Origin of the sequence: Flavobacterium enshiense DK69 (genome assembly GCF_000498495.1) — a bacterium.
GTDB classification, from domain to species: domain Bacteria; phylum Bacteroidota; class Bacteroidia; order Flavobacteriales; family Flavobacteriaceae; genus Flavobacterium; species Flavobacterium enshiense.
Window position 1 is genome coordinate 389,091 of record NZ_AVCS01000009.1, and the last position, 12,668, is coordinate 401,758.

The window sequence follows — 12,668 nt, forward strand, 5'->3', positions numbered from 1 at the left end:
AATGGCAAAAACAATTAATTTGTAGCAAATGTTACCAAAGCTGAAATAAATCCTATTTTTGCAGCCGATGAAATCACAAGACCGAAAAAAAGAAATAATTGCCATTGCAGCTAAACTTTTTAAAGAGAAAGGCTACAGCGCAGTAACCATGCGTGATATAGCACAGGCAATGGATATTAAAGCAGCCAGTTTGTACAATCATATTAGGTCCAAGCAGGAAATTTTGGTGCTGATTATTATTGAAATTGCAGAGGAGTTTACCAGTGTGATGAACGAAATCATGTTGTCGAACGAAACCTGTATTCAGAAAATTGAAAAAGTAATTCAATTGCATATTGATATTACGGTTCGGGATACAGATGCTTTGGCTTCCCTGAATTCCGACTGGATGCATTTGGCGGATGACGAGTTGGCATATTTCATCAAAATGCGTGAAGAATATGAAGAAAATTTCCGCAAAATAATAGTGAAAGGAATCGCTGACGGTGAGTTGAAGGACCTGAATACCGAAGTGATTATTTTTTCACTACACTCCACTTTAAGAACGCTTTACCTTTGGTACGGCAGAAAAAAAGGCTTCAACGCGGCTGTTTTAAAATCAAACATGACACAGGTCTTACTGCACGGGATTGTTTAAACCTTGCGGAAACATTGCCTTTAAATCTACCTGTCTGTTAATATTTAACACATTTGTCAATTAAATTTATTTTTTTTAATCATTGATGCAATCCGTATCGAAATAATACTTATTTTTGCACTACAAACTAACATTTGTTAGTTAGAATTAACAGCTATTGCAATGAGTAAATTTCACAGTATAAAGGTTTCTGATATTTACAAAGAAACCAAGGATTGTTCGGTTATCGAATTTGAGATTCCGGAAGAATTAAAACATGATTTTGTATTCAAACAAGGACAACATCTTAATATAAGAACTATGATTGAAGGTGCGGAAGTGCGTCGTTCGTATTCCTTATGTTCCAGCCCGATAGAAAATAAATGGCAGGTTGCGGTTAAGCAAATGGATGGTGGCTTGTTCTCGGGTTTTGTGAATGAGACTTTGAAAAAAGGTGATTTTCTTGAAGTGATGACGCCTAGTGGTGTGTTTTTCAAAGATGTTAATCCGAAAGTTGCAAAAAACTATATTGTTTTTGCAGCCGGAAGCGGAATTACTCCGATTTTATCCATCATCAAAACACATTTGGCGCTTGAGCCGGAAAGTACTTTTCAATTGTTTTATTTGAACAAAACAGTAAAATCAATTATCTTTAAGGAGGAAATAGAAGCGTTGAAAAACAAGTACTTAGGTCGTTTTGAGGCGTTCTTCTTCTTGACCAAAGAACATCGTAATGTTGAGTTGTTCAATGGTCGTTTTTCAAAAGAAAAATTACAGGTTCTTACTTCTAAAATTATTGATGTTCCATCGGTTGATGAATGTTTTATCTGCGGTCCTGAAGAAATGATTTTCTTGATTCGCGATGAAATGGTGGCTGCCGGTTTGCCAAAAGAAAAGATTCATTTTGAATTGTTCCATTCGGGAGGTTCTGAAGCAGACAAACAACGCACCAGTCAGATTTTGGAGAAAAAAGTGGAAGGAACCGAGGTTACCATTATTGATGGTGGAAAAGAATTTCACTTCACAATGGAAGATGATTTCGATAATATACTTGACGGAGCATTGGCCGCTGGTGCTGATTTGCCGTTTGCCTGTAAAGGTGGTGTTTGCAGCACATGTAAATGTAAAGTCCTTGAAGGTACAGTGGAGATGAAAATCAACTATGCTTTGGATGAAACTGAAGTAGCTAAAAATTATGTGTTAAGCTGTCAGGCCGTACCTACTTCCAAAAATGTAGTTGTTGATTTTGGCGTTTAATAGCAACGGAACGACATCAGTTTTTAACGATAAATAAAAATCTACTCCCGACAGTTTCGGGACAAAAAGAATAAATGTTATGTCAGAACAGGAAATAAAAAACTTAGAGGCAATCTTCGATTTGCGTATTGCAAACGATGAGAAAATCGAGCCGAAAGACTGGATGCCGGAGAAATACCGTCAGACGCATATTCGTCAGATTTCACAACACGCTCATTCTGAAATTGTGGGAATGTTGCCGGAAGGAAACTGGATTACTCGAGCTCCTTCTTTGAGAAGAAAAGTGGCTTTGCTGGCAAAAGTTCAGGATGAAGCCGGACACGGATTGTATTTGTACAGCGCCTGCGAAACCCTTGGTGTTTCCCGTGAAGATTTGTATGAGCAATTGCATTCCGGTGCAGCCAAATATTCAAGTATTTTTAATTACCCAACGATAACTTGGGCTGATATGGGAGCTATCGGCTGGTTAGTGGATGGCGCAGCGATTATCAATCAGGTGCCATTAACAGCGACTTCTTACGGGCCTTATGCCCGTGCGATGGTGCGTGTATGTAAGGAGGAAAGTTTTCACCAACGTCAGGGGTTTGAAATCATGATGACATTGGCTAACGGAACGCCGGAACAGAAAGAGATGGCTCAGGACGCTCTAAACCGTTGGTGGTGGCCGTCTTTGATGATGTTAGGTCCAACAGATGCTGCATCTGTTCACACTGAGCAGTCGATGAAATGGAAATTAAAGCGTAAAACCAACGACGAATTACGCCAGCAGTTTGTAGACCAGACTGTGCCGCAAGCCGAATTAATCGGACTGACTATTCCAGATCCAAATCTGAAATGGAACGAAGAAACCAAACGTTATGATTTTGGAGAATTGGACTGGGAAGAATTTTGGCAAGTGGTAAAAGGACATGGTCCTTGTAACAAAAAAAGAATTTCCGACAGGGTTAATGCCTGGGAAAACGGAAAATGGGTGCGTGATGCTGCCATGGCTTACGCAGAAAAACAAGAAGCAAAGAAATTAGAACAAGCAATTTAAAATTTAGTTTTTCAATCGCAGTTTACAGTTTTCAGACTGTGACTGCGTCTGTAAACTGTAAACTATAAGATTATGAAAAACTGGCCACTTTGGGAAGTATTTATAAGAAGTAAAAACGGATTGGAACACCGTCATTGCGGAAGTCTTCACGCAAGTGATGCGACAATGGCTTTGGAAAACGCACGTGATGTTTACACTAGAAGAAATGAAGGTGTAAGTATCTGGGTTGTTCCTTCAGCTCAAATCACAGCTTCAGATCCGGATGACAGTTCTGAGTTATTCGAACCGGCAAAAGACAAAGCTTACAGACATCCGACCTTTTACGAACTTCCGGAAGAATTAAAGCATATGTAATAAATACTTCTGCGTTTTTTTCTAGGAAAAACTAATGCGGATTTAAACACAAAAACATGAATAATAATTTAGTTCAATATATATACGGGATTGCAGACAACGCACTGATTTTAGGTCAGCGCCTTGGTGAACTTTGCGGTCACGGTCCGAGTTTGGAAACCGATATCGCGATGACCAACATGTCCTTGGATTTGTTGGGACAAACCCGTAGTTACTATCAGTACGCTGCTCAATTACTTGGTGAAAACGCGACTGAAGATACAATCGCTTTCCTTCGCAGAGAAAGAGAGTACAAGAATGTATTGTTGGTAGAGCAGCCTAACACGGATTTTGCCTATTCCATCGCGAGACAATTTTTGTTTGATATCTTCCATCTTTCACTTTTGGAAGGATTGAAAAACAGCGAAGACGAAACTTTGGCGGCAATTGCCGAAAAAGGAATCAAAGAAGTGAGTTACCACACTCGTTTTTCTTCCGATTGGATTCGTCGTTTAGGTGACGGAACTACGGAAAGTCATGACCGAATCCAAGCCGCTATTGACGATTTGTGGGTGTACACCGATGAATTGTTCCATCAGACGGATGCCGATAAAGTTATGGTAACCGAAAACATCGGAGTGGATACGACCAAACTGAAAGAGGCTTATTATAAAAAAGTAAGTGCTGTTTTGGAAGAATCGACTTTAAATACTCCTGTTATGGAATATTTCCAAAAAGGAGGAAAACAAGGTATCCACAGCGAACATATGGGGTATTTGTTAGCCGATATGCAGTACATGCAGCGTGCTTACCCTAATATGAACTGGTAAAAGGATATTCCTTTTTAGCTTACATCATGACGGAACAACTTCAACATATCGATAAAAAACTGCTGGAAATTCTTGGTTCGGTTTCCGATCCTGAAATTCCGGTACTTTCCATTTTGGATATGGGAGTGGTACGTTCGGTAAATGTTGAAAATGACATTATTGAAATAGCAATTACGCCTACTTACAGTGGTTGCCCTGCCATGGATGCGATCGGCGACGATATAAAAAAAGCATTCAAAGAAAAAGGCATGGAAGCCAAAGTGAGTTTAGTGCTAGCGCCTGCCTGGACCACCGATTGGATTACGCCAAAAGGACGAGCGGAGCTGGAAAAATATGGTATTGCCGCTCCGTTAAGTGCGGAAGCGGATAAGGAAGCATTGCTGGGAAATAAGAAGTTGGTTAAATGTCCGCAATGCGGTTCATTCAACACAAAACTGATCAGCCAATTTGGTTCGACGGCATGTAAGGCACTGTTTCAGTGTCAGGACTGCCTGGAGCCGTTTGACTATTTTAAATGTTTAAAATAAAAACAACCCGCAGGGTTTTCCTTGTGGGTTTTTAAATAAAATAAGGTATGAGCTCAAACTCAATTGAGGTAAAGATTGAAAATAATGTTGCGTGGATTGCACTCAACAGACCTGAGGTATTCAACAGTTTCAACAGAGAAATGGCGTTGTCGCTTCAGGATACGCTTGACAATTGCGCTGCCGATTCAAATGTCCGCGCCATTGTGCTTACCGGAAATGGAAAGGCATTCTGCGCCGGACAAGACTTAAAAGAAGTAACAACCCCGGAGATCAATCCGGGATTCAGAAGAATACTTGAAGAGCATTACAATCCGATTATCCAAAAAATCAGAAACATCGAAAAACCGATTGTGGCTGCCGTAAATGGTGTGGCTGCAGGCGCAGGCGCCAATATTGCTTTGGCCTGCGATATCGTTGTGGCGGTAGAATCAGCGAGTTTCATCCAGGCTTTCAGTAAAATAGGTTTGGTTCCTGATAGTGCGGGAACATTCTTTTTACCGCGTCTGATCGGATTCCAAAAAGCATCGGCTTTAATGATGTTGGGAGATAAAGTTTCTGCCGAAGAAGGCGTGAACCTTGGCATGATTTACAAAGTTTTTGCTGCTGATTCTTTCGAAGCGGAAGTGAAAAAAGTAGCCGAAAATTTAGCGCAGATGCCAACTAAAGCATTAGGTCTGACAAAAAGACTGCTGAATCAATCGATGACCAATTCATTGGAGGAACAATTAGCACTGGAAAGCGATTTGCAGATTGAAGCCAGTTCTTCTTACGATTACAATGAAGGAGTTACCGCATTCGTGGAAAAGAGAGTACCGGAATTTAAAGGAAATTAATTCAGAATATTAGAAAATTAGACTTCTTAGATTGTTAGATATTTAGAAATCTAAAAAGTCTAAGCAAGTCTAATAAATCTAAGAAGTCTAAGAAAGTCTAAATGAAAAAAATAGCAGTTATAGGCTCAGGAACGATGGGAAGCGGTATTGCACAAGTGGCAGCCACAGCCGGATGTTCCGTAAAATTATACGATACCAATCAGGAGGCGCTTTCCAGAAGTAAAGGCAGCCTTGAAAATACCTTATCCAAATTAGTGGAGAAAGGAAAAATTGACGACGCCGAGAAATCAAGAATTCTAAACGCAACTTCGTATGTAACCACATTGCAGGATTTATCCGATTCTGATTTGGTTATCGAAGCCATCGTCGAAAATCTGGATGTCAAGAGAAAAGTGTTCTCGGAATTGGAAACCTTAGTTTCAGCAGAAACGGTTTTAGCTTCCAACACATCGTCGTTATCGATCGCATCCATCGCCGCTTCATGTCAGAAACCTGAGCGCGTAATCGGAATCCATTTTTTCAACCCCGCGCCATTAATGCAACTGGTTGAGGTAATTCCAGCGGTTCAGACAAGTGCTGAGGTGCTTCAGAAAACAACACAAACGATTTCCGACTGGAAGAAAGTAGTGGCAGTAGCTAAAGATACACCAGGATTTATCGTGAACCGCGTGGCCCGTCCTTTCTACAGCGAGGCTTTACGAGTTTATGAAGAAGGGTATGCCGATTTTGCGACTATCGACTGGAGCATGAAAACAATAGGAGGTTTCCGAATGGGGCCTTTCGAATTGATGGATTTCATCGGGCATGACGTGAATTACACCGTTACGGAAACGGTTTTCACTTCGTTCTATTTCGACCCGAGATACAAACCGTCATTCACACAGAAAAGATTGACCGAAGCCGGATTCTTAGGAAGAAAATCGGGTAGAGGTTTTTACAATTACAGCGAAGAAATGCCACAGCCAACAGAGGATACAACGTTGGCCAAAATCATTTTCGACCGCGTAATCGTAATGTTGATTAACGAAGCTGCCGATGCTTTGTTCTTAAACATCGCTTCAGCCAAAGATATTGACAACGCCATGACTAAAGGGGTAAATTATCCAAAAGGATTATTGGCTTGGGCAAACGAATTGGGAATCCAGTGGTGTGTTGAAAAGTTAGACGAACTGTACGGCGAATACCACGAGGATCGTTACCGCTGCAGTCCGGTTTTACGCAAAATGAATAGAGAAAATAAAGTATTTGAAGTGTAATGAAAACGGAAGAAATAGTAAATTCCAACTCGAAAATGCAAGGAGAAAAAATACCTTATAAAATGCTTTCCCTGGATCCGTTCAGTCAGTGGCTCGGAATCGAAATCCTGGAATGCGAAATCGGGAGCTGTAAAGTAGGGATGACCGTCCGTAAAGAAATGCTAAACAGCATGGGAAAAGCACACGGCGGAATAGCCTACTCGTTAGCCGATACCGCTTTTGGATTTACCGTGAATACCAACGGAAGGTTTGCCGTTTCCATCGAGACTTCGATTAACCACATCGAAGCCCTGGAAGAAGGTGATTACATCGTTGCTGAAGCGAGTCTGGAAAGCTTAAAGAATAAATTGGCCTTCTACATAGTAGAGGTGAAAAAAGGAGACGTTTTGGTAGCGCTTTTTAAAGGGGTTGCCTACAGGACTCCGAAAGAATGGGAAGAATAAATTTTTGCGGAAGCGAACGGTTTGGGCATTTTAGGAAACGCAATTCCTGCTTTCCGCGTTATCTCGTTATGAATAACGAGACTCCAATCAGGGCTAAAGAGGAAATGAATTGAATAGAAATTAGAGTTTTAAAAGAACATAAAATATAATAGACGGCGGTTTTTCTGTTGTCTGCAATCTGAAAATGGAAGCATATATCATAGACGGAGTACGTACTCCAATCGGAAGTTATCAGGGAACCCTAGCATCGGTTCGCCCGGATGATTTAGGGGCTTTGGTAATCAAAGCGGTAACAGAGAAAAATCCAAACATCCCAACAGACGCGTACGACGATGTGATCATGGGATGTGCCAACCAGGCGGGAGAAGACAATCGTAACGTAGCGCGTATGTCGTTGCTTTTGGCGGGATTGCCGTACACTGTTCCGGGAGAAACCGTAAACCGTTTGTGCAGTTCAGGTCTTTCGGCGATTATCGGTGCGAACCGTGCTATCAAAGCCGGAGACGGACACGTTTTTATCGCCGGTGGAATTGAAAACATGACACGCGGACCTTTAGTGGTGTCAAAACCATCTGCCGCTTATGGAACCGACAGCAAAATGTACGACAGCAGCTTTGGATGGCGTTTTATCAACCCGAAAATGCATGCTATGTTCGGTACGGATGCAATGGGGGAAACAGCCGAAAACCTTGTTGAGAAATATACTATTTCCAGAGAAGACCAGGATGCTTTCGCTTTGCACAGCCAGAAAAAAGCAACAGCAGCCCAAAATTCTGGCCGATTGGCAAAAGAAATCGTAAACGTTGAAATCCCACAACGAAAAGGAGACCCGATTCAGTTTTCCAAAGATGAATTCATCAAACCGTCTACGTCCATGGAAGGTTTGGCGAAATTACGTCCTGCCTTTAAAAAAGACGGAAGCGTGACAGCTGGAAATGCCTCGGGATTGAACGATGGTGCCGCTGCGACGATTATTGCGTCAGAAGAAGCAGTTAAAAAATACAACTTAAAACCATTAGCGCGTATCGTAAGTTCGGCGGTAGTGGGAGTTGAACCAAGAATCATGGGAATAGGACCGGTTGATGCGACCAAAAAGGCATTGGAAAAAGCGGGTCTGACTTTAGATCAAATTGATATTATCGAATTAAACGAAGCTTTCGCGGCACAAAGTATCGCTTGTATCCGTGAGTTAGGGTTGAAGGACAACGATCCGAGAATCAATCCAAACGGAGGTGCCATCGCTATCGGACATCCACTGGGTGTTACGGGAGCAAGAATCGCTTATTCCGCGGCATTGGAATTACAGTTAACAGGAAAACGTTATGCTTTAATTACCATGTGTATCGGAGTGGGGCAAGGTTACGCAGTAATTATTGAAAGAGTTTAGAAAAAAGCAAACTTAGCGTCCCGATAGCTATCGGAATAGCGGTTAAACAAAATAGGTATGAGCAAAATAGAAAATTACATTTTAGGAAATTGGGCATCCGGTTCCGGAGAAGGTGTTCCGTTATTTGACTCGGTAACCGGGGAAATCATCGGTAATGCCTCTACCCAAGGAATTGATTTTGCCGAAGTGCTTCATTACGGAAGATCCAAAGGAGGCGAAAAACTTCGCAAAATGACCTTTCAGGAGCGCGGGAACATGATCAAAAGCCTTGCGATGTATTTAAACAAACGCAAGGAATATTTTTACGAAATAAGTTATAGAACCGGTGCAACCCGTGTGGACAGCTGGATTGACATTGAAGGAGGTTTCGGAAACCTATTTGCCAATGCATCGCTTCGAAAATTATTTCCAAACCAACCCTATCATGTAGAAGGAGATCCAATCGATTTGTCACGCGGCGGCCGATTCATGGCGCACCACATCCTGGTTCCGAAAAGAGGGGTGGCAGTACACATCAATGCCTTCAACTTCCCGATTTGGGGAATGCTGGAAAAATGTGCTGTTAACTGGATGGCGGGAGTTCCTGCGGTGGTAAAACCTGCTACATCGACTTCATATTTAACGGAAGCAGTTGTTCGAGAAATCATCAAATCCAATATTTTGCCGGAAGGTGCACTGCAATTAATTTGCGGATCGGCACATACATTAATCGATTCAATTGAAAGTCAGGACGTGGTTACCTTTACAGGTTCGGCTACAACCGGACGCATGTTGAAATCGCATCCGAGAATCATCAGCGAAGCGGTTCCGTTCAATATGGAAGCCGACTCGTTAAATGCTTCCATCTTAGGAGAGGATGCGGTTCCGGGTACTCCTGAATTTGATTTGTTCATCAGTCAGGCACGAAGTGAAATTACGGTGAAGTGCGGACAAAAATGTACGGCTATCCGTCGTATGATCGTTCCTGAGAATTTAGTGGAGGATGTTCAGATCGCCCTTGGAAAAGCATTGGATAAAGTAACCATCGGAGATCCGAGACTTAAAGAAGTTCGCATGGGATCTTTGGTAAGCAAAGACCAGGTGGAAGAAGTGAAAAACAGGGTGAAGGAAATTGCAAGAACAGCTTCGATCGTATACGGTGATTTAGACAAATTAGACCTTATTGGTGCTGATGCTAAAGGTGCTTTCATCAGTCCGATGTTACTTCGTGAGGATAATCCGTTTGAAAATCTTACGGTTCACGAAACTGAGGCTTTCGGTCCGGTTTCAACCATAATGCCATACAAAAATCTAGACGAAGCTATTGAATTGGCCCAAATGGGTAAAGGTTCCCTGGTTTCTTCTATCGTAACGAACTCTGACGAAATCGCGAAAGATTATGTAATCAATGCGGCTACTCACCACGGAAGGATATTAGTGTTGAACAGAGAGAATGCGAAACAGAGCACCGGACACGGTTCACCACTGCCTTTATTGGTTCACGGTGGTCCGGGACGTGCCGGAGGAGGAGAAGAAATGGGAGGTGTACGCGGGATCAAGCATTACATGCAGCGTTGTGCCGTTCAGGGTTCTCCAACTACGCTTACTGAAATTACAGGCATTTATCAGCCAAATTCAAAATACAAAGAGACGCCTCAGCATCCGTTCCAGTACCACTGGGAGGATATTCAGCCGGGTATGTCGCTTAAAACACATAAACGTACGGTTACCGATACCGATATCATCAATTTCGCCAATTTAACGTGGGATCATTTCTATGCGCACACCGATATTACCTCTTTGAAAGGAAGTATTTTCGAAAAGCGTACAGCGCACGGATATTTCATTTTGGCGGCTGCAGCAGGATTGTTTGTATATCCGAACAAAGGACCGGTAGCGGCAAATTACGGATTGGAAGAATGTCGTTTCGTTCGTCCGATTTATCACAACGATACCATCTACGTTCGTTTAACGTGCAAACAGAAAATCGAGCGCGACAGCGTTGGAAAAGAACTGCCATGCGGAATCGTGAAATGGTTCGTGGAAGTGTTCGACCAAAACGACGAATTAGTAGCTATTGCTACGATCCTGACCATGGTTCAGAAGAAATCCCCGTTCGTGCAGATAGACAGAAGCAACATTGAAAGTTATTTAGCAAAATTAACCGAAAATGCTACAGCTAAGTGGGGAATGATGAAGCCGCAGCATATGGTGGAGCACCTGGAAAAATCCTTGAGAATTGCCTCAGGTGAAATTCAGGATTTCGAAATTTCGACTCCGGCAGAACACTTGGCAAAAGTAAACGAAATGGTTTTCAATCATAAACCGATGCCAAAAGATTTCAAACATCCGTTGATGGAAAAAGAAAGCACCGATGAATTGATTCATGCTGATTTGGCTACTGCGAAACAAAAACTAATTGAAGCTTACGATGCTTTTGAATTGTATTTCAAAGAAAATCCGGAAGCAACAACCAAAAACGCAGTATTCGGAATCTTGGATAAATTCGAGTGGGATTTAATGAATGTTAAGCACTTTAATCATCATTTTGAACAATTCGGAATTTTGTAAAAGTTATTAGAAGCTATTCCCGCTATCCGTTGCAAACGAAGTTCACTGAACTCCGCTTAAAATGGAAGTGCTGTGAAGTAATCTTTTCTTTTTTAAAGAAAAAAAGAAAAGGATTTCCACTACTATCGGGGCTAAAAAATAAACATAAATGGACGCATACGTAAAACACGACATACAAAACGGAATCGCTACAATAGCCTTTTTCCACCCGGAACAAAATTCATTGCCGGGAACCATTTTAGCCCAATTGGCTGAAACTATTACCACTGTTGGAAATAAAGAGGAGGTAAAAGTAATTATCTTAAAAAGTGGTGGTGACAGAACGTTCTGTGCTGGAGCCAGTTTTAAAGAATTAATCACCATCAACGACGAGCAGACCGGGAAAGTATTTTTCTCAGGTTTTGCCAACGTAATCAACGCCATGCGCAAATGCCCGAAATTCATCATCGGAAGAATTCAGGGTAAAACCGTAGGAGGTGGAGTAGGTATTGCCGCTTCAACCGATTACTGTATGGCGACTCAATTTGCAGCGGTAAAACTAAGCGAACTGAATGTTGGTATCGGTCCGTTTGTGGTGAGTCCGGCTATCGAAAGAAAAATGGGAGTATCGGCTATGTCACAAATCGCTATCGATGCGAATACCTTCTATGAGGCTTCATGGGCAAAAGAGAAAGGTTTGTATGCGAACGTATTTGAAAGCATTGAAGCCATGGATGAAGCGGTTCAGAAGTTTGCAGAACATCTGTGTACGTACAATCCGGAAGCGATGATGGAAATGAAGAAAATCTTTTGGAGAGGTACAGACGATTGGGATACATTACTAGCCGAAAGAGCAGCCATCAGCGGAAGACTGGTGTTGTCTGATTTTACGAAAGAAACGCTGAAGAAGTTTAAATAAAAGAAAATAGAACATAGAAAAAAGATAATGGATAAAACCGAAAAGTCTTTTTTCTATGCTCTATCATCTATATTCTAAAAAGAAAATGATTTACGAATTCAAAGGTTTTATACCGGTTGTTCACGAAAGCAGTTTTATCCATCCGCAAGCCGCGGTTATGGGTAATGTGATTATTGGGAAAGATGTCTATATCGGTCCGGGCGCTGCCATCCGTGGTGACTGGGGCGAGATTATAATCGAAGACGGCTGCAACATTCAGGAAAACTGCACGATCCATATGTTTCCGGGCAAAAGCATGGTGCTGAAAGCCGGAGCGCATATTGGCCACGGAGCCATTATTCACGGAGCCAATATCGGAGCTAACTGTCTGGTTGGAATGAATGCGGTGATTATGGATAATGTGGAATTGGGTGATGAATGTATCGTAGGAGCTTTGTCGTTTATCAAAGCCGATATGAAGATTCCTACCCGAAAAATGGTTGTCGGGAATCCGGCAACGATTATCAAAGACGTGAGTGATGAAATGATTGCGTGGAAAACCAAAGGGACGGCTTTGTACCAACAGCTGCCTGCCGAATGTCACGAAACATTAAGAGCAGTAGAGCCTTTGCGTGAAATTCCGAAGAATCGTCCAACTCAGGAAGCGTTTTATAAAACATTAAATGAATTTAAGAAAAAGTAAACAGTATCCAGTCGCAGTAA

General features: G+C 42.0%; 13 protein-coding genes. All 13 read left to right on the forward strand.

The window, feature by feature from the left end; all coding sequences use genetic code 11:
* Positions 1 to 67 precede the first annotated feature (67 nt).
* Complete coding sequence (locus FEDK69T_RS07645) at positions 68 to 637, forward strand: TetR/AcrR family transcriptional regulator (protein ID WP_035630012.1); 570 nt, start codon at positions 68 to 70, stop codon at positions 635 to 637.
* Positions 638 to 799: 162 nt separating this feature from the next.
* The gene (gene paaE, locus FEDK69T_RS07650) at positions 800 to 1,873 is read left to right on the forward strand and encodes a 1,2-phenylacetyl-CoA epoxidase subunit PaaE (protein ID WP_023573575.1); all 1,074 of its coding nucleotides are present in this window, start codon (positions 800 to 802) and stop codon (positions 1,871 to 1,873) included.
* A 79-nt stretch (positions 1,874 to 1,952) separates the two neighbouring features.
* Positions 1,953 to 2,909, forward strand: a complete 957-nt coding sequence (gene paaA, locus FEDK69T_RS07655; RefSeq protein ID WP_023573576.1) for a 1,2-phenylacetyl-CoA epoxidase subunit PaaA — start codon at positions 1,953 to 1,955, stop codon at positions 2,907 to 2,909.
* 69 nt (positions 2,910 to 2,978) lie between these two features.
* Positions 2,979 to 3,263 carry a 1,2-phenylacetyl-CoA epoxidase subunit PaaB gene (gene paaB / locus FEDK69T_RS07660; protein WP_240473168.1) on the forward strand — a complete coding sequence of 95 codons (285 nt, stop codon included), beginning with the start codon at positions 2,979 to 2,981 and terminating at the stop codon, positions 3,261 to 3,263.
* 56 nt (positions 3,264 to 3,319) lie between these two features.
* Positions 3,320 to 4,072, forward strand: coding sequence for a 1,2-phenylacetyl-CoA epoxidase subunit PaaC (gene paaC / locus FEDK69T_RS07665; RefSeq protein WP_023573578.1), 753 nt, complete (start codon positions 3,320 to 3,322; stop codon positions 4,070 to 4,072).
* 26 nt (positions 4,073 to 4,098) lie between these two features.
* The gene (gene paaD / locus FEDK69T_RS07670) at positions 4,099 to 4,599 is read left to right on the forward strand and encodes a 1,2-phenylacetyl-CoA epoxidase subunit PaaD (RefSeq protein WP_023573579.1); all 501 of its coding nucleotides are present in this window, start codon (positions 4,099 to 4,101) and stop codon (positions 4,597 to 4,599) included.
* A gap of 47 nt (positions 4,600 to 4,646) precedes the next feature.
* Complete coding sequence (locus FEDK69T_RS07675) at positions 4,647 to 5,432, forward strand: enoyl-CoA hydratase-related protein (RefSeq protein ID WP_023573580.1); 786 nt, start codon at positions 4,647 to 4,649, stop codon at positions 5,430 to 5,432.
* 101 nt (positions 5,433 to 5,533) lie between these two features.
* Entirely contained in the window at positions 5,534 to 6,688 is a 1,155-nt protein-coding gene (locus tag FEDK69T_RS07680) for a 3-hydroxyacyl-CoA dehydrogenase NAD-binding domain-containing protein (RefSeq protein ID WP_023573581.1), read from the forward strand.
* A gap of 35 nt (positions 6,689 to 6,723) precedes the next feature.
* Complete coding sequence (locus FEDK69T_RS07685; RefSeq protein ID WP_023573582.1) at positions 6,724 to 7,131, forward strand: PaaI family thioesterase; 408 nt, start codon at positions 6,724 to 6,726, stop codon at positions 7,129 to 7,131.
* 184 nt (positions 7,132 to 7,315) lie between these two features.
* The gene (gene pcaF / locus FEDK69T_RS07690; RefSeq protein WP_023573583.1) at positions 7,316 to 8,518 is read left to right on the forward strand and encodes a 3-oxoadipyl-CoA thiolase; all 1,203 of its coding nucleotides are present in this window, start codon (positions 7,316 to 7,318) and stop codon (positions 8,516 to 8,518) included.
* A gap of 57 nt (positions 8,519 to 8,575) precedes the next feature.
* Positions 8,576 to 11,068 (forward strand): phenylacetic acid degradation bifunctional protein PaaZ, encoded by a 2,493-nt coding sequence (gene paaZ / locus FEDK69T_RS07695; protein WP_023573584.1) that lies wholly within the window; start codon positions 8,576 to 8,578, stop codon positions 11,066 to 11,068.
* Between the two features lie 148 nt (positions 11,069 to 11,216).
* A complete protein-coding gene (locus FEDK69T_RS07700; RefSeq protein WP_023573585.1) occupies positions 11,217 to 11,966 on the forward strand; it encodes an enoyl-CoA hydratase/isomerase family protein in 750 nt (249 codons plus the stop codon).
* Between the two features lie 85 nt (positions 11,967 to 12,051).
* Positions 12,052 to 12,648, forward strand: a complete 597-nt coding sequence (locus FEDK69T_RS07705) for an acyltransferase (RefSeq protein WP_023573587.1) — start codon at positions 12,052 to 12,054, stop codon at positions 12,646 to 12,648.
* The last annotated feature ends 20 nt before the right edge of the window (positions 12,649 to 12,668 follow it).

Excerpts from the sequence above, each read along its gene's own strand:
- FEDK69T_RS07645 (WP_035630012.1), top strand. The coding sequence starts at position 68 with ATGAAATCACAAGACCGAAAAAAAGAAATAATTGCCATTGCAGCTAAA.
- paaE (WP_023573575.1), top strand. The coding sequence starts at position 800 with ATGAGTAAATTTCACAGTATAAAGGTTTCTGATATTTACAAAGAAACC.
- paaA (WP_023573576.1), top strand. The coding sequence starts at position 1,953 with ATGTCAGAACAGGAAATAAAAAACTTAGAGGCAATCTTCGATTTGCGT.
- paaC (WP_023573578.1), top strand. The coding sequence starts at position 3,320 with ATGAATAATAATTTAGTTCAATATATATACGGGATTGCAGACAACGCA.
- paaD (WP_023573579.1), top strand. The coding sequence starts at position 4,099 with ATGACGGAACAACTTCAACATATCGATAAAAAACTGCTGGAAATTCTT.
- FEDK69T_RS07675 (WP_023573580.1), top strand. The coding sequence starts at position 4,647 with ATGAGCTCAAACTCAATTGAGGTAAAGATTGAAAATAATGTTGCGTGG.
- FEDK69T_RS07680 (WP_023573581.1), top strand. The coding sequence starts at position 5,534 with ATGAAAAAAATAGCAGTTATAGGCTCAGGAACGATGGGAAGCGGTATT.
- FEDK69T_RS07685 (WP_023573582.1), top strand. The coding sequence starts at position 6,724 with ATGCAAGGAGAAAAAATACCTTATAAAATGCTTTCCCTGGATCCGTTC.
- pcaF (WP_023573583.1), top strand. The coding sequence starts at position 7,316 with ATGGAAGCATATATCATAGACGGAGTACGTACTCCAATCGGAAGTTAT.
- paaZ (WP_023573584.1), top strand. The coding sequence starts at position 8,576 with ATGAGCAAAATAGAAAATTACATTTTAGGAAATTGGGCATCCGGTTCC.
- FEDK69T_RS07700 (WP_023573585.1), top strand. The coding sequence starts at position 11,217 with ATGGACGCATACGTAAAACACGACATACAAAACGGAATCGCTACAATA.
- FEDK69T_RS07705 (WP_023573587.1), top strand. The coding sequence starts at position 12,052 with ATGATTTACGAATTCAAAGGTTTTATACCGGTTGTTCACGAAAGCAGT.